We start from the raw sequence: 22,828 nt of genomic DNA on the forward strand, positions 1-22,828 counted from the left end.
CCGCGGTCCGGCGGTCAGGGCCTGCGCAGCGCGGAGGCGTTGTCGTTCTCGGCGGTCACCGGGATGCCGGTGCGCGCGGCCGTCGCGAGCATGTGCTCGATGACGTTCTTGCCCAGCGCGGTCTCCCCCGGCAGCTCGATCGGGTAATCGCCGTCGAAGCAGGCCGAGCACAGCCGCGTCGGGGGCTGCTCGGTGGCGGCGATCATGCCTTCGCGGCTGATGTAGCCGAGGGTGTCGGCCCCAATCGCGCGGCGCACGCCTTCGAGCACCTCGTGCTCGTCGGCGCTGTTGCTCGCGGCGTTGGCGATCAGTTCGGCGGGCGTGGCGAAGTCGATGCCGTAGAAGCACGGCCATTTCACCGGCGGCGACGCGATCCGCACGTGCACCTCGACCGCACCGGCCTCGCGCAGCATCCGGACCAGGGCGCGTTGGGTGTTGCCGCGCACGATGGAGTCGTCGACGACGATCAGCCGCTTACCGCGGATGACCTCTTTGAGCGGGTTGAGCTTGAGCCGGATACCGAGCTGACGGATCGTCTGGGACGGCTGGATGAAGGTGCGCCCGACATAGGCGTTCTTCATCAGACCCTGCCCGAACGGGATGCCGGACTCCTGCGCGTAGCCCACGGCCGCGGGCGTGCCGGATTCGGGCACCCCGATCACCAGGTCCGCGTCGACCGGCTTCTCGCGGGCCAGCCGGCGGCCGATGTCGACCCGGGTGGCGTGCACCGAGCGTCCGACGATCGTGCTGTCGGGGCGGGCGAGGTAGACGTACTCGAAGACACAGCCTTTGGGCGTCGGGTTGGCGAAGCGGGTGGACCGGACACCGTCGGCGTCGATGGCCAGCAGCTCGCCGGGTTCGATGTCGCGGACGAACGAGGCACCGACGATGTCGAGCGCCGCGGTCTCCGACGCGACCACCCAGCCGCGGTCCAGCCGGCCGAGCGACAGCGGGCGCACGCCGTACGGGTCGCGGGCCGCGTACAAGGTGTTCTCGTCCATGAACGTCAGGCAGAACGCGCCGCGCACCGTCGGCAGAAGTTTCAGGGCGGCCTGTTCGAGCGACGAATCGGCGGCACCGTGGGCGAGCAGTGCGCCCAGGATGTCGGAGTCGGTGGTGGCCGCAGGCCCGCCGTGGTCACTCATCAGGCCCTCGTCGCGGGCGAGGGCGGCCAGTTCGGCGGTGTTGACCAGGTTGCCGTTGTGCCCGAGCGCGACGCCGGTGCCCGCCGCGGTGTTACGGAAGACCGGTTGGGCGTTCTCCCATGTGGTGGAGCCGGTGGTCGAGTAGCGGCAGTGCCCGATGGCGACGTGGCCGTGCATCGCGGCCAGCGTCTGTTCGTCGAACACCTGGCTGACCAGACCGAGGTCTTTGAAGACCAGCACCTGGGATCCGTCGGCGACGGCGATGCCCGCAGCCTCCTGCCCTCTGTGCTGCAACGCATACAGGCCGTAGTAAGTGAGCTTCGCCACCTCCTCGCCCGGTGCCCATACGCCGAATACTCCGCACTCTTCCTTGGGCTCGTTGTCGAGCTGTTCGGCGGTCACAATCAGGCTGCTCCCTGGGGGCTGGGGGTGACGCGGCCCAGTCTACGGTCTGATTCCGCCGAAACGGGAATCGAGGACCGCCGTTTCGCCGACGGGTGAACGCCCATGCCACGCACACACTCCGGCGTGGGTCACGAAAGCCGTTGGAAGCCGGGCGAAACCGGTCAGCTCAGCGGGACCAGCGGCAGCGCCGCGGCGATCTCGCGGGCCCGTGATCCGGACAGCTGCAGCGCTCCGGTGGCGGCCGCATCGTCGACGGAGAGCAATCCGGTGGCCAGCAGCAGCCAGGTCCGCGGGTCGGTCTCGACGACGTTGGGCGGATTGCCCCGGGTGTGTGCCGGTCCGGCGATGCACTGCACCGCGACGAACGGCGGGACGCGGACCTCGACCGAGGAGCCGGGCGCGACCGCTGCCAGCGTGCGCGCCGTCGCACGCACCGCCTCGGCCAGTTGGGTTCGCGGCGGCGCGGCGAGGGTGTCATCGCGTAACCAGTCGGCGACCGTGGTCACGGCGGCGAGGGTCTTGAGCGGGTCGACGGTACGGCGAGCGGCCATGAACGTAGCTTCCCAAAGCCGGCACAGCCGCGGAAAGACCGCCTCGATGTATCCCGCAGTCCTGACCGGAACGTTAAAAATCGTATCGATCCGATTGATGGCGAACCGCAACGCGCTCCGGCATGGTGACGCGGCCATACCTGCTCTCCAGGACGGCTCACCGCTTGTGGCGGCACGCGACGCTCGATCGAGCGCGTGTCCACGGGCCGGGGAAGCCGCGTCGCCGTCCTCCGAATCGAAAGACACGAATGCCTCCCACCCACTCCTCGCCTCGCCGTGCCACTTTCGGCTCGATCTCCCTGACCGCCGCCCTTCTTCTGGCTGGCTGCGGGACGTCGGCGGACAGCGACTCCGCGGCCGGCGACGCAGGCACCCCGGTGAGCGGGGGTTCGATCGTCTACGCCACCGACCGCGAACCCACCTGCTTGGATCCGCACAATTTCGGCGACATGCCGCAGACCTACGTCGCGCGCCAGTATCTGGACAGCCTCGTCTCCGAACGCCCCGACGGCTCAGTGGTGCCGTGGCTGGCCGACTCCTGGGAGATCTCCCCCGACGGCCTGACCTACACGTTCACCATCAAAGAGGGCGTGAAGTTCCACGACGGCACCCCGCTGGACGCCGAGGCGGTGCACGCCAACTTCGTGCAGATCCTCGACCCGGCCACCGAGTCGGCCACCGACGCCGGCTACCTGCGGCCGTACTACGAATCTTCGCGTGCCATCGACACCCACACCTTCGAGCTGAAGCTCAAGACCCCGTATTCGGCTCTGCTGCCGGTCCTTTCGCAGGCGTTCTTCGGTATCGAGTCGCCGAAGGCCATGGCCCGCGGCCTCGAGGAGAACTGCCAATCCCCCGTCGGCACCGGTCCGTTTGTCGTCAAGGCCTGGAACCGCGGCCAGAGCGTGGAACTCGTGCGCAACGAGGACTACAACTCCGCACCGGCCGACGCCAAGCATCAGGGCCCGGCTTACCTGGAGAAGGTCACCTGGAAGTTCATCGAGGACGGCTCGGTGCGCGCCGCGGCGGTGCAGGGCCGCGACGCCGACATCATCTTCAACCCGCCCCCGCAGCAGGTCGCCGCGCTCAAGGCCGACCCGAACCTGGACACCCAGGAGTTCACCCACACCGGCCTTCCCAACGGCATCGCGCTGAACACCACCCGCGCCCCGTTCGACGACGCCTTGGTACGCCAGGCGTTCATCCACGGGTCCAACGCCGAGGCCGCGGTCAAGTCCGCCTACCTGGGCGTCTATGACTGGGAGCACGGCCCCATCTCGTCCACCACGCCGACCTACAAGGATCTGCGCAGGTTCTACTCCTACGACAAGGACAAGGCCGACAGGCTGCTCGACGAGGCCGGCTGGACCGAGCGCGACGCCGACGGCTTCCGCACCAAGGACGGCAAGCGCCTGACCGCCGAACTGGTGTACTCGGCCGACACCGGCGACACCCCGCCCGCGGATGTGACGCTGTTCCAGAACATCCAGGCCGCCCAGAAGGAGATCGGCTTCGAAGTCGTGCTCAAACCGCTGCCGCAGGATCAGTACTTCGCGGCGTTCAGCGACAAGAACGCCTACGACGGCCTCACCGGCGCGTACTGGAACAGCCCCACCCCGGCGGTGCTGTCCATCGTCTTCAGCAGCGATTCGCTCAAAGCCGCCCCCGGTAACAACATGAGCTGGGTCGAGAACCCGAAGCTCGACGAGTTGGTGCGCGCCGCCGCGGCGACCACCGATGTCGCGGAGCAGGAACGGCTTTACGGCCAGACCCAGGACATCGTCGCCGAGCAGGCCTACCAGCTGGGCCTGTATCCGGTGGTCACCCGCCTGGTCGCTAAGAAGAAGCTCAAGGATGTGTGGATCGAGCCGTCCGAGGGTGAGCCGGTACTGCACGACGCCTGGCTGGCCCCGTGAGCCTGACAGCACCCGCTGTCGCCCGCCGCACCCGTCTCGGAGTGCGGCGGGTGCTCGTCCGTATCGCAGGGGTCGTCGGCGTGCTATGGGGCGCAGCGACTTTGACGTTTGTCGCTCAGCAGTTGATGCCCGGCGACCCGGCGCAGACCATCCTCGGCGGCGCCGGCGCACGACCCACCCCGGAGCAGTTGGCCGCGGTGAGGCAGCAGTACGGATTCGACGAACCGGCCATCACCCAATACCTGAACTTCGTTGGTGGTCTGCTGCGCGGTGACCTCGGCACGTCCTACATCCTCAAACAGCCCGTGGCTGACATCATCGGCCACCATCTCGGCCCGACGTTGACGTTGACCTTGGTGTCACTGGTCACGGCCTGGGTGGTCGCGGTGACGGTCACACTGCTCACCGTGCACCGGCAGCGGTGGCTGGCGTCGATCGGTTCGGGCATCGAGACCTTCTTAGCGGCATTGCCCCAATACTGGCTGGGCATTGTGCTTTTGGTGCTCTTCGCGATCCAGCTGCGGCTGGTGCCGGTGATCGGCGACGACGGACCGATCGGACTCGTGCTGCCGGCGCTGACGCTGGCGCTGCCATTGGCCGGCTATTTGGGCCAGGTCACCCGAGACGAGTTCTCGTCGGCCATGGAACAACCGTTCGCGGTCTCAGCCCGCGCCCGTGGCATGACCGACTGGGGGGTGCGCTGGCGCCATGCCCTGCGGCACGCCGTCCTGCCGGGCCTGACCCTGTCGGGATGGGCGCTGGGATCACTGTTTTCGACCGCGGTGATCGTCGAGTCGGTATTCGTCCGCCCCGGGCTGGGCCGCGTCCTGGTAGACGCTGTCACCAGCAAGGACATGCCGGTCGTGATCGGGGTGACGCTGTTCGTCGCCGCGGTCTATGTGCTGGCCAACCTGCTCGTCGACACCGGCTTCGTGCGCATCGACCCGCGATTGCGGGCGGTCCGATGACGATCGACCTGTCTCCCTCCACCCGGGGTGCGACGAAGCGCCGGTTCCGTCCGGCGGTCATCCTGGCCGCGGCCTACCTTGCGCTGATGATGGCCTGGGCCGTCGCACCCGGTGTCTTCACCGACGGCACGCCGTACGACACCGATATCGAAACCCCGCTCAAACCACCGTCGTTGGAGCACTGGTTCGGCACCGACGCCTCCGGCCGCGACATTTTCACCCGCGTGGTCTACGGAACACAGAGCTCGCTGGCCATCGGTGTCGGCGCGACCGCGCTGGCGCTGATCGCCGCGATCATCCTGGGTTTCGGTGCCGGTCTCGGCGGCCGCTTCGCCGACGGCGCCATCAGTCGTTTCATCGAGGTGGTGCTGTCCATTCCGGGACTGCTGCTCGCGCTGCTGTTCATCGCGATGTTCGGCCCCGGCGTGGTCACGCAGATCCTGGCGGTCGCGATCGGTTCGGCCGTCGGATACGCCCGCATGGTCCGCGGCCAGGTGATCGCGGTCAAGGACTCCGGATATGTGCACGCCGCAACAGCTCTGGGACATTCGCGGCGAAAGATCGTGGTACACCACGTATTCCCGAACGCGATGCGACCGCTCGTGGTTCTCGGCACCATGGGCGTCGGCCAGTCGATCGTGTGGGCGTCGTCGCTGAGCTTCCTGGGTCTCGGTGTCGCACCGCCCGCGCCGGAATGGGGGGCGATGCTCAATGCCGGCCGCGATTTCGTGACCACCGCATGGTGGTTGGAACTGTTCCCCGGACTGGCCATCGTCGGCTGCACGCTGGCGGTCACCGTGGTCGGCCGCTACCTGCAGCAGCGACTCGAAGGACGATTGACATGAGCGAGTTGCTGCGAGTCGAGGACCTCACGGTCGCCTTCGGCGACCGTGAGGTCGTGCACGGTCTGTCGTTCAGCGTGGCGGCGGGGGAATGCTTTGCGATCGTCGGTGAATCCGGATCGGGTAAGAGCGTCACCGCTCGCACCATCCTCGGCCTGGCCGGACCGTCCGCACACGTCACCGCAACCCGCCTCGAACTCGACGGAAAATCGTTGCTGAGTATCCGCGATCGTACGTGGCGCCGCATCCGCGGCCGCGAGGTCGGCTTCGTCCTGCAGGACGCCCTGGTGTCACTGGATCCGCTGCGGACGGTCGGCGACGAGATCGCCGAGGTGTTGCGGCTGCACAAGTGGGGCGACAAGACCGCCCGCCGGCGCCGGGTCCTGGAGCTGCTTGAAGCGGTCGGGGTCCAGGATCCGCAACTGCGGGCCCGACAGCTCCCCGGGGAACTGTCGGGCGGACAACGCCAGCGCGCCTTGATCGCATCGGCGATCGCGCTGGACCCGCCACTGCTGATCGCCGACGAGCCCACCACTGCGCTCGACGTCACGATCCAGGCGCAGATCCTGGATCTGCTGGCAGCACGCAAGGAGCAGGGCACCGGCCTGATCCTGATCAGCCACGACCTCGCGGTGGTCAGCCGACTGGCCGACCGTGTCGCCGTGATGCGCAATGGCCTGCTGGCCGAGCAGGGCCCCGTCGCCGAGGTGCTGGCCGAACCGTCGCACCCGTACACCCGGGCCCTGTTGGACGCAGTCCCGGCCGCGCACCGCAAGGGCACGCGATTGTCGAGCCAGCCGGCACGGCCGGTGCACGGGTCGCGCCGCACCGATACCGACGGCGTGCTACTGGCGGCCCGCAATCTGGTGAAACGGTTCCGCGGCCCCGACGGTGTCGAGCGCACCGCGGTGTCGGATGTCTCGTTCGAGATCCGCGTCGGCGAAACGCTGGGCATCGTCGGGGAATCCGGCTCGGGGAAGACCACCACCGCGCGCATGGCACTGGCACTGGCCCAGCCCGACGAGGGCACGGTGCACCTGCTGGGTGAACCGTGGAGCGAGCTGACCGAGAGGGAACGCCGTGGCAGGCGGCGGCGGATCTCGGTGGTTTACCAGGATCCGCTCAGCTCCTTCGACCCGCGCTGGAGTGTGCGCCGCATCCTCACCGACGCGCTGCCCGACGACACCTACCCCGACGCCCAGACCCGTGACAGACGTGCCGAGGAACTGCTCGACGACGTCGGTCTTGGCACAGAGCATTTGGACCGCCGGCCGTTGCTGCTCTCGGGCGGGCAGCGGCAACGGGTGGCGATCGCCCGAGCGCTGGCATCGGAGCCGTCGCTGATCGTGTGTGACGAACCCGTCTCGGCGCTCGACGTCACGATCCAGGCGCAGGTGTTGGACCTGCTCACCGATCTGCAGCAGCAGCTCGGCCTGAGCTATCTGTTCATCTCGCACGACCTGGGTGTGATCCACCACGTCGCCGACCGCGTGCTGGTCATGCGCCAGGGCAAGGTCGTCGAATCCGGCACGGCGGACGAGATTTTCGACACCCCACACCATCCGTACACCAGAGAGCTGCTAGCGAGCCTGCCCGGCGGCACCCGAGCACCCATCCCCGGAGGCACACTGTGACATTCGCGAAACGCCAGATGATCCTCAACGGGTTCGACATGAACTGCGTCGCCCACATCGTCGCCGGCACCTGGCGCCATCCCGAATCCCAGGCCGCCAGGTACAAGGACATCGAGTACTGGACCGAGCTGGCACAGCTGTTGGAGCGCGGTCTGTTCGACGGTCTGTTCATCGCCGACGTGCTGGGCATCTACGACGTGTACGGCGGTGGTCCCGAGGCCGCGCTGCGCTCCGGCGCCCAGGTTCCGGTCAACGATCCGTTGCTGGTGGTTCCGGCCATGGCCGCGGCGACCCGACATCTCGGGTTCGGGGTCACGGCGGCAACATCTTTCGAGCACCCGTACTCTTTCGCCAGGCGCATGTCGACACTGGATCACCTGACCAAGGGCCGCGTCGGGTGGAACATCGTGACCGGTTACCTGGAGAGCGCGGCGCGCAACCACGGCCTGGACAGCATCACGCCGCACGCCGACCGCTATGACATCGCCGACGAGTACACCGAGGTTCTGTACAAGCTGTGGGAGGGCTCCTGGGAGGACGACGCCGTCGGTACCGAGCCGGGCCGCGACCACTACGCAGATCCGGCTAAGGTGCACCCGATCCGCCATGAGGGCAGGCACTTCCGCGTCCCGGGCATCCATCTGTGCGAACCGTCGCTTCAGCGCACACCGGTGCTGTATCAGGCCGGAGCGTCCAACCGCGGCCGCCAGTTCGGCGCCGAGAACGCCGAGGTGATCTTCATCGGCGCACCCACCAAGGAGGTCCTGCGCGAGGCCGTCGCCGACATCCGGGGTCGCGCGGCAGCCGCCGGGCGGGATCCGTACGACGTCAAGATCGTCAACGGCTTCGTGGTGGTCACCGGCGCCACCGAAGCGGCCGCGCAGGCGCGCTACGACGAGTTCCGCCGCTACACGGACCCCGAAGGCGCCCTCGCGCTGTGGTCCGGATGGCTGGGAACAGATCTTTCGCAGTTCGATCTCGATGATCCGGTCGCCGTGACCGACAACGAGTTCCTGAAATCGTCGGTGGAGATGTTCGGCCAGGGACAGTGGACCCTGCGCGATTTCATCGACGCAAAGGCGATCGACGCCGAGGGGGGCTTCACCGTCGGTTCACCCACCCAGGTGGCCGACGTCCTGCAGGAGTGGATGGAGGACACCGACGTCGACGGATTCAACCTGACCAACGTGATCACCCCGGGGTCGTTCGTGGACTTCATCGACCATGTCGTGCCCGAGTTGCAGCGCCGCGGCATCTACAAGACCGCTTACACCGAAGGCACGTTGCGGCACAAGCTCTTCGGGCAGGGAACCCGCCTGCCCGAGAGTCACCGTGCCGCCGGCCACCGCCGCATCACCGAGGAGGCAACCCGATGACATCCATCGCATCCGAGCCGATCACGTACGGCTCGCAACGGCTGGCCGAGCTGATCGACGAGATCGGTGAGGGTGCTCTGGACCGCGAGCGCACCGGCGAGCGACCGTTCGCGGTCATCGAGTCGATCAAGCAGTCCGGCCTGGGCGCGCTGCGGGTTCCGCGTGCAGAAGGCGGCGGCGGAGCGACGCTGCGGGAACTGTTCGCGACCGTGATCGCGATCGCCGAGGTGGACGTCAACGTCGCACACATCCTGCGTGGGCATTTCGCTCACATCGAGGAGCGGTTGCGCCTCGACGGCGAGGTGCGGCAGCAGGGCATCGACCTGGCGCTGAGCGGCAAGCTCATCGGCAACGCTTCGACAGAGATCGGCTCCACCCCGGCCGGCGGGTTCACCTGGCAGACCAGGCTCACCCGCGGCGGGTCGAACTACCTGCTCAACGGCAGGAAGTTCTTCACCACCGGAACCTTGTACTCCGACTACGCCGAGGTTCTGGCCAGTGATCCCGACGGGGCGTCGGTGATCGCGCTGGTGCCCACCGATCATCCGGGGGTGACCGTCCTCGACGACTGGGACGGGATGGGCCAGCGCGCCACCGGTACCGGCACCGCGATCTTCGAGAACGTCCCGGTTCCAGCCGACCAGGTGATGCAGTTCGCGCCGCCTGGCGCCGACGACGAGGAGCAGTCGCTGTACCTGTCGGGGGCGTTCTTCCAGCTGTATGTGACGGCGCTGGAGGCGGGTGTGGTGCGCGCGCTGCGCAACGATGCGGTGGCGCACGTGCATTCGCGGGCCCGCAGCTTCGCCTGGGCGCCGCATCCGGTGCCGGCCGATGATCCTCTGCTGCAGCGTGAGATCGGCGAGATCGCCGCCGCGGCGTACGCCGGCGAGGCCACGGTGCTCAGCGCGGCCGATGCGCTCGCGACCGCGTTCCAGGCCGATATCGACGGCACCGACCCCGGTCTTGCGCTGGCACATGACGCGTCCCTGCAGGCCGCGGCCGCCAAGGTGGTCGTCGACGCGTTGGCCCAGAAGTCGGCGTCACAGATCTTCGACGTCGGCGGCGCCTCGATCGTGCGGCAGGCGCATCTGCTGGACCGACACTGGCGCAACATCCGCACCCTGGCGTCGCACAATCCATCGTCGTACAAGGCACGGGCGATCGGCGCGTATCACGTGCGGGGCACCCGGCTGCCGGGCAGCGGCTACTTCTGAGCCACCCTTGACCTGAAGTGCCGTTCAGGTTTTACGGTGCGGTGCATGACGTTCACAGCGTTCGAGATCGACTACCTCAACCAGGCGGACCTCGGCAGGCTGGCCACCATCCAGCCGGACGGCACGCCGCAGAACAGCCCGGTCGGGTTCACCTACAACGCCGAGCTCGGCACCATCGACATCGCCGGCTACGAGATGACCAAGAGCCGCAAATACCGCAATGTCGCGACGAACAACCGGGTCGCATTCGTCGTCGACGACATCACGTCCCGGGATCCGTGGAGGGTGCGCTGCCTGGAGATCCGGGGCACGGCGGTACAGGCCGAATCCGGCGGGGCGCCGATCATCCGCGTCATCCCGCGGCGGGTGATCAGCTTCGGGATCGACGACCAGCGGACCGAGCCGCACGACCTGGTCGCGCACGTGCGGAACGTCGGCGTTGGATAGCCAGTGCCGCAACGGCACCCGCCTCGTTGAGGACCAGATGGACGATCATCGGAGCGGCGAGGCTGCCTGATCTGGCGTGCAGCCGGCCCAATCCCCAGCCCGCGGCGCCGGTCACCAGCACCGTGCCCAGCACCGGATCGCCCGCGGCGCGCGCATCGGGGATGTGCGACAGCCCGAACACGGTGGCCGCGAACAGGTTCCCGGCGTCGGGCCCCCACGCCTGTTCGGCTGCGGTGCGCAATGCGGCACGGAACGCGACCTCCTCGGACCACACCGTCGCGAGCGGGATGCGCAGCAACAGCCAGCGCGCCGGGCTCGCCGGCAACTCCCGTGCGGCCATCCCCGCGCGCACCGGCGGGAGCAGAGTGGTCGCGGCGACCGCGGCCGCGACCGGCACCGCGACCGCACTCCCCCACCGGACGCCGCGCCACAGCCGAGGCGGGCGCAGCCCGAGAGACCGTCGGGACAGCACCGCCAACGCTCCCCCGAATGCCATCTGCGGCAGAGGGTTCCATCGTTGCGGCAAGCGCGGCGCGAGGACGCTCCAGCCCAGTACCGTCAGCGCAAGCCCGCCGGCGCGCAGCCCGTCACGCATCAGGAGACACCACCTTCGGATTCGGTCTCGGCGAGTGCGGCGCGAATTCGCTCGGTATCCGCGCCGGTCCAGCCGTCCGGCGGCGCGACACCAACCCAGCCGTCGAGGATGAAATCCCCGTAGTTGTGCCCGTGCCCGCCCGGCACCGACGCAGCATTGGTCATATCGGCAGCCACCTGCCAGAACGTGACGATCGGATACCAGCGCATCGAGGCGGTGCGGTCCCGACCAGGAGGTTCGGAGAGCCAGTCGGGCCGGGTGAACAACAGATCCTCGGACCACCACACGATCGGATCCGAAGAATGTTGCAGGAACAGCACTCTGGGCTCTTCCCACGGGGTCGCGGAGTCGGCCGCGATCTGCGCGGCGTCGTTGCCCTGGGAGAACCGCACGGTTCGCCCGCCGTCGTAACGAGGCTGGACCTGCGGGGAGCCGGGGTCGCGCCGCACGGTGACGGCGCGCCACAGCGGGCTGGCGTGGGGCGGACCGACCCACAGCACCGACGAGAACCCCATTCGGGCGACGTCGGGCAGCCACTCGAACGCGGCCTGGCCCGCCATCGACCCGAGACTCTCGCCGTAGAGCAGCAGCCGGGGACGGCGTTCGGCCGGCAGCCTCGCCCAGCGCTCATGGACGGTGTCGATCAGCAGCCGGCCGGCCGCCATCGACTTCTGCTGGTCGCCCATGAACGAAATCCAGCTCGGCAGATACGAATACTGCGAGGCGACGATCGCAGTGTCGCCGTTGTACATCATCTCCACCGACCGTGCGGCGATCGGGTTGACCCATCCGGTGCCGGTGGTCGGCACGATGACGAGGACCTCGCGGTCGAACGCGCCGGTGCGTTCGAGTTCGCTGAGCAGCACCGCCATCCGCGCCTCATCGGTCTCGGCGGTCTGCAACCCGACGTACACCCGGATGGGCTGCTGGGCCGGGCGCCCGTTGACACGGGCGAGTTCGTCGGCGCGCGGGCCGGTGCCGACGAAGCTGCGGCCCTGATAGCCGAGGGTGTCCCAAGCTGCGAAAGACTCTGGGCTACCCGACCTTTCGGACTCCTCCGGCTGTGTCACACCTTCGGCGGTGACGGTGTTCTGCGGCTGGAACACCCGATTGGCACCGGCCAGGAAGCCCCGCAACAACACGCCGTTGACGAGGGCGATGACCAGCACGACGACGACGGCGGTGCCGATGAACAATGCCATCTCGTCGGAGAGCCGCCAGCGCCGGATGAGCAGGCGGGCCAGCGTCTTGATGGCGTCGAGCAGCAACCGCGCCGTCGCGATGCACAGGGCCGCGACCACGACCGCGATGATCAGCAGCCGCAGGTAGCCCGTGGTGGTCGGGCCCTCCATCCCCATCAGCGCGGACACCTGCCGTTGCCAGGCGGCGGCGGGGATGACCATCAGCACCGACGCGCCCAGCGCACCCACCACCACGATGGCTTTGAGTGTCAGCAGGATTCGGCGCGGCGGCGGCCACCACAGCCGGTCCCGCAGCACGAAGCGGCGCACCATGCGCTCGACGAATACCCCGATGCCGTAACCGATCGCGGCGTTCAGACCGCCGATGAGACCTTGGAACAACCAGTCGCGCGGCAGCAGCGACGGGGTCAGCGACACACAGAAGAGCAGCGCCCCCAGCGCGACACCGGTGAAGTCCAGGCGGAGCAGGTGCCACGCCCAGACGTACGGGGGGCTCTTCTCGGTGTCGCTCGCCGTCACCCGAACAACCCGGGCAGCACGCCTTCCGACGTGCGCCGCAACTCCTCGAGGGTCACGGTGAACTGGCCCTGGACCTCGACAGCGGGTTCGCCACCCTCGGGTCCGTGGTCGACGACGCCGATGCGGGTGGCGGGCAGCCCGCGCGCCTCGCACATCGCGGTGAAGCGGCTCTCCTCGGTGCGCGGCACCGCGACGAGCACCCGGCCCGACGACTCGGAGAACAGAAAGACGAACGGGCCTGTGCCTTCGTGGAACTCCTCGGGAAGCACCAGCCGCACGCCCGTCTCCCCGGCCAGCGCCGCCTCGACGACGGCCTGGATCAGGCCACCTTCGGACAGGTCGTGGGCGGCGGAGACCAGCCCGTCACGGGACGCGGCGGTCAGCACCTCGGCCAGCAGTTGCTCGCGCTGCAGGTCCACCTTGGGCGGGACCCCGCCGAGGTGCCCGGCGGTCACCTCGGCCCAGATCGAGCCGTCGAGCTCGTCGTGCGTGTCGCCGAGCAGGATCAGCGTCTCGCCCGGCTCGGTGCCCAGGCCCGTCGGGATACGGCGCTTCACGTCGTCGATCACACCGAGGACACCGACCACCGGGGTGGGCAGGATCGCCGTGGTGCCGGTCTGGTTGTAGAAGCTGACGTTGCCGCCGGTGACCGGAATCCCCAGCGCCGCAGCGCCATCGGCGAGACCACGGACGGCCTGGGAGAACTGCCACATCACCCCGGGGTCCTCGGGTGAGCCGAAGTTCAGGCAGTTGGTCACCGCGATCGGGGTGGCGCCGGTGACGGCGACGTTGCGGTAGGCCTCGGCGAGCGCGAGCTGCGCCCCGGCGTACGGGTCCAGCGCGGTGTAGCGCCCGGACGCGTCGGTGGAGATCGCGATGCCGCGGCCGGTCTGCTCGTCGACCCGCAGCACACCGCCGTCGGCGTGCTCGGCGAGCACGGTGTTGCCGCGCACGTAGCGGTCGTACTGCTCGGTGATGAACGCGCGGCTGCACAGATGCGGGCTGCCGAGCATCGCCAGCAGGGTCGCACGCAGTTCGTCGCCGGTCTGCGGGCGCTCGAGCGCCGCCGACGTGTCGGCGATCAGCGCGTCCTGGCTGTCCGGGCGCGCAACGGGCCGTTCGTAGACGGGGCCCTCATGGGCCACGGTGCGCGGGGGCACATCGACGACGGTCTCGCCGTGCCAGGTGATCTCCAGCCGACCGCTGTCGGTGACCTCACCGATCACCGTGGCGAGCACGTCCCACTTGCGGCACACCGCCATGAACGCGTCGACGTTCTCGGGCGTGACCACCGCGCACATGCGCTCCTGCGACTCGCTGGACAGGATCTCCGCCGGGGTCATGTTCGCCGCGCGCAGCGGCACCTGATCCAGTTCGACCTTCATCCCGCCATCGCCCGCAGACGCGAGTTCAGAAGTGGCACAGGACAATCCGGCGCCACCGAGATCCTGGATGCCGACCACCAGGTCGGCGGCGTAGAGCTCGAGGCAGCACTCGATGAGCACCTTCTCGGTGAACGGGTCCCCGACCTGGACGCTGGGCAGCTTCTTGCGGCCTGCACTGCCGCTCTCGTCGCCGCCGAACGTCTCCGACGCGAGCACCGACACTCCGCCGATACCGTCGAGGCCGGTGCGGGCGCCGAACAGGATGATCTTGTTGCCGGCACCGGAGGCGAAGGCCAGCTTCAGGTCCTCTTTGCGCAACACGCCGACGCACAGCGCGTTGACCAGTGGGTTGCCGGCGTAGCTGGCGTCGAAGATCGTCTCGCCGCCGATGTTCGGCAGCCCCAGCGAGTTTCCGTAGCCGCCGACACCGCGCACCACGCCGTCGAGGACGCGCCGGGTGTCGGGGGCGTCGGCCGCGCCGAAGCGCAGCTGGTCCATCACGGCCACCGGGCGTGCGCCCATCGCCATGATGTCGCGCACAATGCCGCCGACGCCGGTGGCCGCACCCTGGTACGGCTCGATGTAGGACGGGTGGTTGTGCGACTCGACCTTGAACGTCGCCGCCCAGCCGTCGCCGATGTCGACGACGCCGGCGTTCTCGCCGATGCCGGCGAGCATGGCCTGGCGCATCTTCTCGGTGGTGGTCTCGCCGAAGTAGCGCAGATGCACCTTCGACGACTTGTAGGAGCAGTGCTCGCTCCACATCACCGAGTACATCGCCAGCTCGGCATCGGTGGGACGACGGCCGAGGATCTCGCGGATCCGCTCGTACTCGTCGTCCTTGAGCCCGAGTTCCCGATAGGGCTGGGGCTGGCCGGGGGTGGCCGCGGCCCGCTCGACAGTGTCTACCTCTTGGGTCAACCCAGACGTCACCGCGCCAGTCTAGCCAGGACGCCGGTGCGACTCAGGACACACAGAACGCGTTGCCCTCGGGGTCGGCCATCACCACCCATTCGAACTCTGGGCCGAAGTTGTTGCGGCCGGTCTCCCGCGCGCCCAGCCCGACCAGCCGGGCCACCTCCGCTTCGCGGTCCTCGGCGTGGAAGTCCAGGTGCACCTTGTTCTTCCCCGGCGTCGGGTCGGGCACCCGCTGGAACCCCAGCGTGGGACGTCCCTCGGCGACGACCATCACGAATTCACCTGGAGCCACGGCGTTCACGTCTCCACCCGCCGCGCTGGCCCACCAGCCGGCGAGCGCGTCGGGATCCACACAGTCGAAAGTGATCATCTCGATCTTGAGTGCCATGGTCCGACCGTAGGTCACGCCGGCGACAAAAATGCCGCGAGCGCGGCGGAGTAGTCGGCGACATCGGCCGCGCCCATCACCTCGCGCGCCGAATGCATCGCCAGCTGCGCGGCACCGACGTCGACGGTCGGGATCCCGGTGTTTGCCGCGGTCATCGGCCCGATGGTGGATCCACAGGGCAGGTCGGCGCGGTGTTCGTAGCGCTGCAGGTTCACCCCGGCCTGCGCGCAGGCCAGCGCGAACGCCGCGGCGGTACGACCGTCGGTGGCGTAACGCAGGTTCGGCTGCACCTTGAGCACCGGCCCCGCGTTGACCTCGATCAGATGGCCGGGTTCGTGCCGGTCCGGGTAGTTCGGATGCGTCGCGTGCGCCATGTCCCCGGACGCGACGATCGAGTCGGGCAGCCGGCGCAGGAAGTCCTCGCGGTGCCCGCCGGCGGCCAGGGTGATGCGCTCCAGCACCGTCAGCAGCAGATCGGACTGGGCGCCGTGGTCGGACTGGGAGCCGACCTCCTCGTGGTCGAACAGCACCAGCACCGGCACCACGCCGCAGCCGGGCTCGGCGGCCAGGAACGCCTCCAGCCCGGCGTAGCAGGTCGCCTGGTTGTCCAACCGCGGCGCGCTGACCAGGGCGTCGTCGGCGCCGACCAGCCGAGACGGGGTCAGGTCATGGGTCATCAGGTCGAAGCCCAGCACGTCGTCCTCGTCGACGCCGGCCTCGTCGGCCACGAACCCGAGGAAGGAGCGGGACCGGTCACCGACCCCCCACACCGCGTTGACGTGCCGCTGCGGGTTCAGCTCCACCCCCTTGCGGTCCTCGGACAGATGGATCGCCAACTGCGGCACCCGCAGGATCGGTGCGTCGATGCGGACCAACAGATGACGGATCCCTGTGCCGGTCCCGGTGCCCTCCCGCACGGACAGGCGTCCGCTGACGCCGAGATCACGGTCCAGCCAGGAGTTCAGCCAGGCGCCACCGTACGGCTGCAGCGCGACGATCTGCCAGCCCGACAGGAACCGGTCGGGATGCTGTTTGACCCGCAGGTTGGGGCTGTCGGTGTGCGCGCCGACGATGCGGAACGGCAGCGCGCGCTCGTCCTCGCCGCACCGCCACGCGATCAGCGATCCGGCCCGCACCACGAAATGATCCCCGGCGCCCGGCCACGGGTCGCTCTCCGACAGTTCGGTGAACCCGGCCTCGACCAGCCGGTCGGCCGCGGTGCGGCAGGCGTGGAACGGCGACGGGGACGCGTCGATGAACTGGCAGAGACCCTGGGGGCTAGCAGGCATCTTTCCATCTTCGTCGATCAACGCCTGCGATCTTGATTTAGGGTCGAAGCCGTGCCCGATCCCCTGCCGCAGCCGGTTCTGGCTCCGCTGACCCCGGCAGCGATCTTCCTGGTGGCCACCATCGACGAGGGCGGCGAACAGTCCGTGCACGATGCGCTGCCCGACATCGCGGGCCTGGTGCGCGCGGTCGGATTCCGCGACCCGGCCAAACGGCTGTCGGTCGTGACGTCAATCGGCTCCGACGCCTGGGACCGGCTCTTCTCCGGGCCGCGCCCGGCCGAGCTGCACCCGTTCGTCGAGCTCGACGGCGGCCGCCACCATGCGCCGTCGACCCCGGGTGATCTGTTGTTCCACATCCGCGCCGAAACCATGGACGTGTGCTTCGAGCTGGCGACCAAACTGGTCGCGGCGATGGGGGCGATCACCGTCGTCGACGAGACCCACGGCTTCCGGTTCTTCGACAATCGCGATCTGCTCGGGTTCGTCGACGGCACCGAGAACCCGGACGGTCCGCTGGCCGACAGCGCCACCCGCATCGGTGACGAGGACCCCGACTTCGCCGGTGGCTGCTACGTGCACGTCCAGAAGTACGTTCACGACATGGCGTCGTGGAACGCGTTGTCGACCGAGGAGCAGGAGCGGGTGATAGGCCGCACCAAGCTCGACGACATCGAGCTCGACGACGCGGTCAAACCGGCCGACTCCCATGTCGCGCTGAACGTCATCGCCGACGAGGACGGCACCGAGCTGAAGATCGTGCGCCACAACATGCCGTTCGGCGAGGTGGGCAAGGGTGAGTTCGGGACGTACTTCATCGGATACTCGCGCACCGCCGCCGTCACCGAGCGGATGCTGCGCAACATGTTCCTCGGCGACCCACCCGGCAACACCGACCGGGTGCTGGACTTCTCGACGGCCGTGACCGGGTCGATGTTCTTCACCCCGATCAACGACTTCCTCGACGACCCGCCCCCGCTGCCCACCGACGCCACCGGTCCTACCGGCACCGTGGAATCGGTCGGCTATCACGGCTCTCTGGAGATCGGCAGCCTGAAAGTCCGCCGTGGTTGAAAGGATGAAGCGATGAACAACCTGTACCGGGACCTGGCCCCGATCACCGCGGCGGCGTGGGCCGAGATCGAACAGGAGGCCGCCCGCACGTTCAAGCGGCATATCGCGGGCCGCCGCGTGGTGGACGTCAGCGAGCCGGGCGGTCCGGTCACCGCCGCGGTCAGCACCGGCCACCTTCTCGACGTGACGTCCCCCGGCGACGGTGTGGTCGCCCATCTGCGCGAGGCCCGGCCGCTGGTGCGGCTGCGGGTTCCGTTCACCGTCAACCGAACCGACATCGACGACGTCGAGCGCGGTTCGCAGGACTCGGACTGGGATCCGGTCAAGGAGGCCGCCAAGAAGCTGGCGTTCGCCGAGGACCGGGCGATCTTCGAGGGCTACGAGGCCGCGCAGATCAGCGGTATCCGCAAGTCGAGCTCGTGCCCGAGCCTCGCGCTGCCCGAGGACCCGCGCGACATCCCCGACGTGATCAGCCAGGCGCTGTCGGAGCTGCGGCTCGCCGGCGTCGACGGGCCCTACAGCGTGCTGCTGTCGGCCGAGGTGTACACCAAGGTCAGTGAGACCACCGCGCACGGCTATCCGATCCGTGAGCATCTCAACCGGCTCGTCGACGGCGACATCATCTGGGCGCCCGCCATCGACGGGGCGTTCGTGTTATCCACGCGCGGAGGCGATTTCGACCTGCAGCTGGGCACCGACGTGTGCATCGGCTACCTGTCGCACGATGCGGCGACCGTGCAGCTGTACCTGGAGGAGACGCTGACGTTCCTGTGCTACACCGCGGAGGCCTCGGTCGCGCTCGGCGCGTGAGGACTCGGCACCGCGAGCGCGCGGGTCTGCACGCCGACACTCCGTGTCGGGGCGTGCACGACCGCGCGCTCGTCGCGCGTCAGACCGCCAGGACGGCGTCCAGCACGGAGTAGAAGATGCCGAGCCCATCGTCGGACGGGCCGGTCAGGGCCTCGGTGGCATGCTCGGGATGCGGCATCAGGCCGACGACCCGCCCGTTGGCCGAGCTGATACCGGCGATGCCGCGCATCGAGCCGTTGAGGTTCTCGCGGTAGCGGAACACCACGCGGCCCTCACCCTCGAGTTCGTCGAGCACGTTCTCGCTCGCGACGTAGCGGCCCTCGCCGGATTTCAGCGGCACCAGCAGGTCGGCGCCCTGCTCGTAGCGCGACGTCCACGCCGAGGTGTTCGACGCGACCTCCAGCCAGGTGTCCCGGCAGATGAAGTGCAGATTCTGGTTGCGGGTCAGGGCGCCGGGCAGCAGGCCCGCCTCGCAGAGCACCTGGAAGCCGTTGCAGATGCCCAGCACCGGCATGCCGCGGCCCGCGGCGGCGACCACCTCACCCATCAGCGGCGCGAAGCGCGCGATCGCGCCGGCACGCAGGTAGTCGCCGTAGGAGAAACCGCCGGGCACGATGACGGCGTCGACGTTCTTGAGGTCGGCGTCGGCGTGCCACAGGCTGACGGGCTCGGCGCCGGCAAGGCGCACCGCCCGCGCGGCGTCGATGTCGTCGAGCGTGCCCGGGAAGGTGATGACGCCCACACGAGCGGTCATGCGTCCTCCCGGCTGATGCTCCAGTCCTCGATCACGGTGTTCGCCAGCAGGCTCTCGGCGATCTCGGCGAGCTTGTCGTCATCGATGTCGCCGTCGATGTCGAGCTCGAATCGCTTGCCCTGCCGGACATCTGAGATTCCCTCAAACCCGAGACGGCCCAGCGCCCCGACGATCGCCTGACCCTGCGGGTCCAGGATCTCGGTCTTGGGCATGACGTTCACCACCACTTTTGCCACGGCGACACTCTACCTGCGGCGACGCGGGGTCCGCTTCATCGGCATGAGCCCAGGTACGCGGTACACAGCGGAGCCGCCATCGCATCGAACACCTCCCGGTCCGGCGCGACCCCGCGCCAGTCGACGGCCGCCGGGATCGTCGTCCACAGCACCATCTCGACCAGCGTGCTGCTGGCGGGGTCGACAACGAGGTACACGCGCATCACGCGCCGGCCGCCGTCGCTGATCACCGCGGCGAACTGCATCGCCTCGCTGGTGGTCAGCGACGGCGACACCTCAGGCGTGGTCGTCTGACAGGACGCCAGCGCCATCCGCGCCCACTCCAGGCTCTGCAGCGCGTCGCGGCCGCCGGTTACGGTGTCGCCGCGCCAGTGCACCACCAGGACCTGCAGGTTCCACTGACCCGGCGGGTTGCTGACCTCGGCGCGCGCGGCGACGGCGTAGTCGCGGGGGTCGTCGGTGCGGGGCGGGCTCGCGCACCACGACTCGAACTCGAAGCGCGGCGTACTGACCGCAACGGCCCGGTCGCCGAGAGCGGGCCAGCGGTACACCGACGCGAGCGGGACCGCGCCGGGATAGATCCACGCCGAGTCGGGGATACCGTCACAGCTCGGCGGGCAATAGCCGGGAGCGGCGCGCCCGACGGCGGGCATGGCGACCACGCCCCACCACGCGACAGCCAGCACGACCACCAATCGCACGTACACCTACCTGTACCCCCACCTGCCGTGTACCCCCACCTGCCGTGTGAGCGTCACACTATAGGGATGCAGCTCACACATTTCGGTCATTCATGCCTCCTAGCGAGCTTCCCGAACCCGTCCGGTCAGGACACCACCGTCCTGTTCGACCCCGGCAACTTCTCGCACGGATTCGAAGGGATCACCGGCCTCGACGCGATCCTGATCACCCACCAGCACCCCGACCACGCTGACACAGCACGGCTGCCCGCGCTCGTCGAGGCGAACCCGCAGGCCGCGCTGTACGCCGATCCGCAGACCGCCGCGCAGCTCGGCGGGCCCTGGCAGGCCGTCAACGTCGGCGACGAGCTGCCGATCGGGCATCTGACGGTGCGCGGGGCGGGCGGCACCCATGCGGTCATCCACCCGGAAATCCCTGTCATCGACAATATTTCGTATCTGGTCGGCGACGGGGAACACCCGGCCAGGCTGATGCATCCCGGCGACGCGCTGTTCGTGCCCGGCGAACCGGTCGACGTGCTGGCGACCCCGGCGGCGGCCCCGTGGCTGAAGATCTCCGAGGCGGTCGACTATCTGCGCGCCGTGGCGCCGACCCACGCGGTGCCGATCCACCAGGCGATCATCGACCCCGTCGGGCGGCCGATCTTCTACGGCCGGCTGACGGAGATGACCGACACCGACTTCCAGGTCCTCGAGCAGGAGACCGCCGTCACCTTCTGACCGCGAGCAGTCACAAACTCGGGCGTGTCCCCGGCGTGTCGCGCGAGTTCGCGTCTGCTCGCCAGCCGAAAGTGCGGCGCTACCCGATGGACAGCGCCGCGTGCCTGCCCGCGGCGCGGCCGGAGAACACGCAGCCGCCCAGGAACGTGCCCTCCAGCGAGCGGTACCCGTGCACCCCGCCACCGCCGAACCCGGCGGCCTCACCGGCGGCGTACAACCCCGGCAGCACGCTGCCGTCGCCGCGCAACGCGCGCGCGTCGAGGTCGGTTTCCAACCCGCCCAACGATTTTCGGGTCAAGATGTGCAGCTTGACCGCGATCATCGGGCCGGCCTTGGGGTCGGTGAGCCGGTGTGGGGCGACGACGCGCACCCTGTCACCGAGGTACTCCCGCGCGGCACGGATCGCGGTGATCTGCCCGTCCTTGGTGAACCGGTTGGCGACCTCACGGTCGCGCGCGGTCACCTCGTGTTCGACGACGTCGAAGTCCAGCGGCAGCACGTCGGGCACCACGTTCATCTTCGCCACGAGTTCGCGCAGCGTGGTCGCGGTGACGAAGTCGACGCCCTTGTCGACGAACGCGTGCACGGGCGCTGGCCCCTTGCGGCTGCGTTCGAGCACCGCGCGGATGCTGCGTTCGGTCAGGTCCGGGTTCTGCTCCTGTCCCGACAGGCCGAACTCCTTGGCGATGATGCGCGAGTTCAGCACGAACCACGTGTAGTCCTGGCCAGTCTGGGCGATGTACTCGAGCGTGCCGAGCGTGTCGAAGCCCGGGTACAGCGGCACGGGCAGGCGCTTGCCGTACGCGTCCAGCCACAGCGACGACGGCCCGGGCAGGATCCGGATGCCGTGCCGCGGCCAGATCGGGTCGTAATTGGTGATGCCCTCGGTGTAGTGCCACATGCGGTCGCTGTTGATCACGCTGGCGCCCGCGGTCGCCGAGATCTCCAGCATCCGGCCGTCGACGTGCGCGGGCACCCCGCTGAGCAGCTGTTCGGGCACCCGGCCCATGCGCTTGGGCCAGTACTTGCGGACCAGGTCGTGGTTGCCGCCGATGCCGCCACTGGCGACGATGACCGCCTGGGCCCGGAATTCGAACTCGCCGACGATGTTTCGCGACGACGGTGCGCCGCGCACCGCGTCGGACGGTTCGAGCACCGCACCGCGCACGCCGACGACGGCGCCGTCCTCGGCGATCAGTTCGTCGACGCGGTGCCGGTGGGCGAACCGGACCCGCGGGTTGCCGACCAGGCGCCGCACGAAGATGTCGACGAGCGCGGGCCCGGTGCCCCAGGTGATGTGGAACCGCGGCACGGAGTTGCCGTGCCCGTTCGCGTCGTAGCCGCCGCGTTCGGCCCAGCCGACCAGCGCGAAGGTCTGCAGCCCGCGGTCGCGCAGCCAGCTGCGCTTCTCCCCCGCGGCGAAGTCGACGTAGGCGTGCGCCCACTGCCGGGGCCAGTGGTCCTCGGGCCGGTCGAACCCGGCGGAGCCCAGCCAGTCCTGCAGGGCCAGTTCGTGGCTGTCGCGGATCCCCATCCGGCGCTGCTCGGGGCTGTCGACGAAGAACAGCCCGCCGAACGACCAGTACGCCTGCCCGCCGATGTTGGCCGCGTTCTCCTGGTCGACGATCAGGACGCGCCTGCCTCGTTCGGCGAGTTCACACGCGGCCACCAGGCCGGCGAGCCCGGCACCCACCACGATGACATCAGCGACATCAGCAGTCATGCGGCCAATCTAGCGAGCG

Annotated in this window: 21 protein-coding genes; 10 read left to right on the forward strand and 11 right to left on the reverse strand. The window is 69.0% G+C overall.

The features are described 5' to 3' along the window. Nucleotides 1-14: 14 nt before the first annotated feature. Both purF and BST38_RS03245 read right to left on the reverse strand, forming a co-directional pair. Nucleotides 15-1,547, reverse strand: a complete 1,533-nt coding sequence (purF, locus tag BST38_RS03240) for an amidophosphoribosyltransferase (protein ID WP_083141818.1) — start codon at nt 1,545-1,547, stop codon at nt 15-17. A 164-nt stretch (nt 1,548-1,711) separates the two neighbouring features. Further along, on the reverse strand, nt 1,712-2,101 hold the full coding sequence (locus BST38_RS03245) for a sterol carrier family protein (RefSeq protein ID WP_083141819.1): 390 nt from the start codon (nt 2,099-2,101) through the stop codon (nt 1,712-1,714). Between the two features lie 377 nt (nt 2,102-2,478). Here BST38_RS03245 and BST38_RS03250 point away from each other — a divergent pair, with 377 nt between their 5' ends. The 7 genes from BST38_RS03250 to BST38_RS03280 are packed head-to-tail and all read left to right on the forward strand — an operon-like array spanning nt 2,479 to nt 10,498. Then, a complete protein-coding gene (locus tag BST38_RS03250; RefSeq protein ID WP_237160651.1) occupies nt 2,479-4,017 on the forward strand; it encodes an ABC transporter substrate-binding protein in 1,539 nt (512 codons plus the stop codon). Further along, nucleotides 4,014-4,985 (forward strand): ABC transporter permease, encoded by a 972-nt coding sequence (locus BST38_RS03255; RefSeq protein WP_083141821.1) that lies wholly within the window; start codon nt 4,014-4,016, stop codon nt 4,983-4,985. Before BST38_RS03250 ends, BST38_RS03255 begins: the two co-directional genes overlap by 4 nt. Beyond that, nucleotides 4,982-5,830, forward strand: a complete 849-nt coding sequence (locus tag BST38_RS03260; protein ID WP_083141822.1) for an ABC transporter permease — start codon at nt 4,982-4,984, stop codon at nt 5,828-5,830. Before BST38_RS03255 ends, BST38_RS03260 begins: the two co-directional genes overlap by 4 nt. Further along, nucleotides 5,827-7,461, forward strand: a complete 1,635-nt coding sequence (locus BST38_RS03265) for a dipeptide ABC transporter ATP-binding protein (RefSeq protein ID WP_083141823.1) — start codon at nt 5,827-5,829, stop codon at nt 7,459-7,461. The genes BST38_RS03260 and BST38_RS03265 overlap by 4 nt, the downstream gene beginning before the upstream one ends. Before the next feature lie 17 nt (nt 7,462-7,478). After that, complete coding sequence (locus tag BST38_RS03270; RefSeq protein ID WP_083142084.1) at nt 7,479-8,837, forward strand: LLM class flavin-dependent oxidoreductase; 1,359 nt, start codon at nt 7,479-7,481, stop codon at nt 8,835-8,837. Then, nucleotides 8,834-10,051, forward strand: a complete 1,218-nt coding sequence (locus BST38_RS03275) for an acyl-CoA dehydrogenase family protein (protein WP_083141824.1) — start codon at nt 8,834-8,836, stop codon at nt 10,049-10,051. Before BST38_RS03270 ends, BST38_RS03275 begins: the two co-directional genes overlap by 4 nt. A gap of 45 nt (nt 10,052-10,096) precedes the next feature. Next, on the forward strand, nt 10,097-10,498 hold the full coding sequence (locus tag BST38_RS03280; RefSeq protein WP_083141825.1) for a PPOX class F420-dependent oxidoreductase: 402 nt from the start codon (nt 10,097-10,099) through the stop codon (nt 10,496-10,498). Here BST38_RS03280 and BST38_RS03285 read toward each other — a convergent pair. The 5 genes from BST38_RS03285 to BST38_RS03305 are packed head-to-tail and all read right to left on the reverse strand — an operon-like array spanning nt 10,422 to nt 16,794. Next, complete coding sequence (locus BST38_RS03285; protein WP_083141826.1) at nt 10,422-11,093, reverse strand: Rv0804 family intramembrane glutamic endopeptidase; 672 nt, start codon at nt 11,091-11,093, stop codon at nt 10,422-10,424. The two genes, BST38_RS03280 and BST38_RS03285, sit on opposite strands and share 77 nt — an antisense overlap. Next, nucleotides 11,093-12,814, reverse strand: a complete 1,722-nt coding sequence (locus BST38_RS03290; protein ID WP_083141827.1) for an alpha/beta hydrolase — start codon at nt 12,812-12,814, stop codon at nt 11,093-11,095. The genes BST38_RS03285 and BST38_RS03290 overlap by 1 nt, the downstream gene beginning before the upstream one ends. Continuing rightward, nucleotides 12,811-15,132, reverse strand: a complete 2,322-nt coding sequence (gene purL, locus BST38_RS03295; RefSeq protein ID WP_083141828.1) for a phosphoribosylformylglycinamidine synthase subunit PurL — start codon at nt 15,130-15,132, stop codon at nt 12,811-12,813. The genes BST38_RS03290 and purL overlap by 4 nt, the downstream gene beginning before the upstream one ends. A 31-nt stretch (nt 15,133-15,163) precedes the next feature. Continuing rightward, complete coding sequence (locus BST38_RS03300) at nt 15,164-15,505, reverse strand: VOC family protein (RefSeq protein ID WP_083142085.1); 342 nt, start codon at nt 15,503-15,505, stop codon at nt 15,164-15,166. A gap of 14 nt (nt 15,506-15,519) precedes the next feature. Further along, on the reverse strand, nt 15,520-16,794 hold the full coding sequence (locus BST38_RS03305) for a M18 family aminopeptidase (protein ID WP_083142086.1): 1,275 nt from the start codon (nt 16,792-16,794) through the stop codon (nt 15,520-15,522). Nucleotides 16,795-16,845: 51 nt separating this feature from the next. Between BST38_RS03305 and BST38_RS03310 the strand changes: the two genes are divergently transcribed. Beyond that, nucleotides 16,846-17,865: a Dyp-type peroxidase gene (locus BST38_RS03310; RefSeq protein WP_083141829.1), complete on the forward strand. Its 1,020-nt coding sequence runs from the start codon at nt 16,846-16,848 to the stop codon at nt 17,863-17,865. A gap of 12 nt (nt 17,866-17,877) precedes the next feature. Then, a complete protein-coding gene (locus BST38_RS03315; protein WP_083141830.1) occupies nt 17,878-18,675 on the forward strand; it encodes a family 1 encapsulin nanocompartment shell protein in 798 nt (265 codons plus the stop codon). Nucleotides 18,676-18,754: 79 nt separating this feature from the next. Here the strand turns inward: BST38_RS03315 and purQ are convergent, their stop codons facing one another. The 3 genes from purQ to BST38_RS03330 are packed head-to-tail and all read right to left on the reverse strand — an operon-like array spanning nt 18,755 to nt 20,366. Further along, entirely contained in the window at nt 18,755-19,429 is a 675-nt protein-coding gene (gene purQ, locus BST38_RS03320; RefSeq protein WP_083141831.1) for a phosphoribosylformylglycinamidine synthase subunit PurQ, read from the reverse strand. Continuing rightward, on the reverse strand, nt 19,426-19,665 hold the full coding sequence (gene purS, locus BST38_RS03325) for a phosphoribosylformylglycinamidine synthase subunit PurS (RefSeq protein WP_083141832.1): 240 nt from the start codon (nt 19,663-19,665) through the stop codon (nt 19,426-19,428). Before purS ends, purQ begins: the two co-directional genes overlap by 4 nt. Nucleotides 19,666-19,700: 35 nt before the next feature. Beyond that, on the reverse strand, nt 19,701-20,366 hold the full coding sequence (locus BST38_RS03330; RefSeq protein ID WP_181791953.1) for an ATPase: 666 nt from the start codon (nt 20,364-20,366) through the stop codon (nt 19,701-19,703). Nucleotides 20,367-20,432: 66 nt separating this feature from the next. Between BST38_RS03330 and BST38_RS03335 the strand changes: the two genes are divergently transcribed. Beyond that, the gene (locus BST38_RS03335; protein WP_083141833.1) at nt 20,433-21,086 is read left to right on the forward strand and encodes an MBL fold metallo-hydrolase; all 654 of its coding nucleotides are present in this window, start codon (nt 20,433-20,435) and stop codon (nt 21,084-21,086) included. 79 nt (nt 21,087-21,165) lie between these two features. Here the strand turns inward: BST38_RS03335 and BST38_RS03340 are convergent, their stop codons facing one another. Next, the gene (locus BST38_RS03340) at nt 21,166-22,809 is read right to left on the reverse strand and encodes an FAD-binding dehydrogenase (RefSeq protein ID WP_083141834.1); all 1,644 of its coding nucleotides are present in this window, start codon (nt 22,807-22,809) and stop codon (nt 21,166-21,168) included. Nucleotides 22,810-22,828: the final 19 nt, after the last annotated feature.

The organism is Mycolicibacterium parafortuitum (assembly GCF_002086815.1).
In the GTDB taxonomy this organism is placed as follows: Bacteria; Actinomycetota; Actinomycetes; order Mycobacteriales; family Mycobacteriaceae; genus Mycobacterium; species Mycobacterium parafortuitum.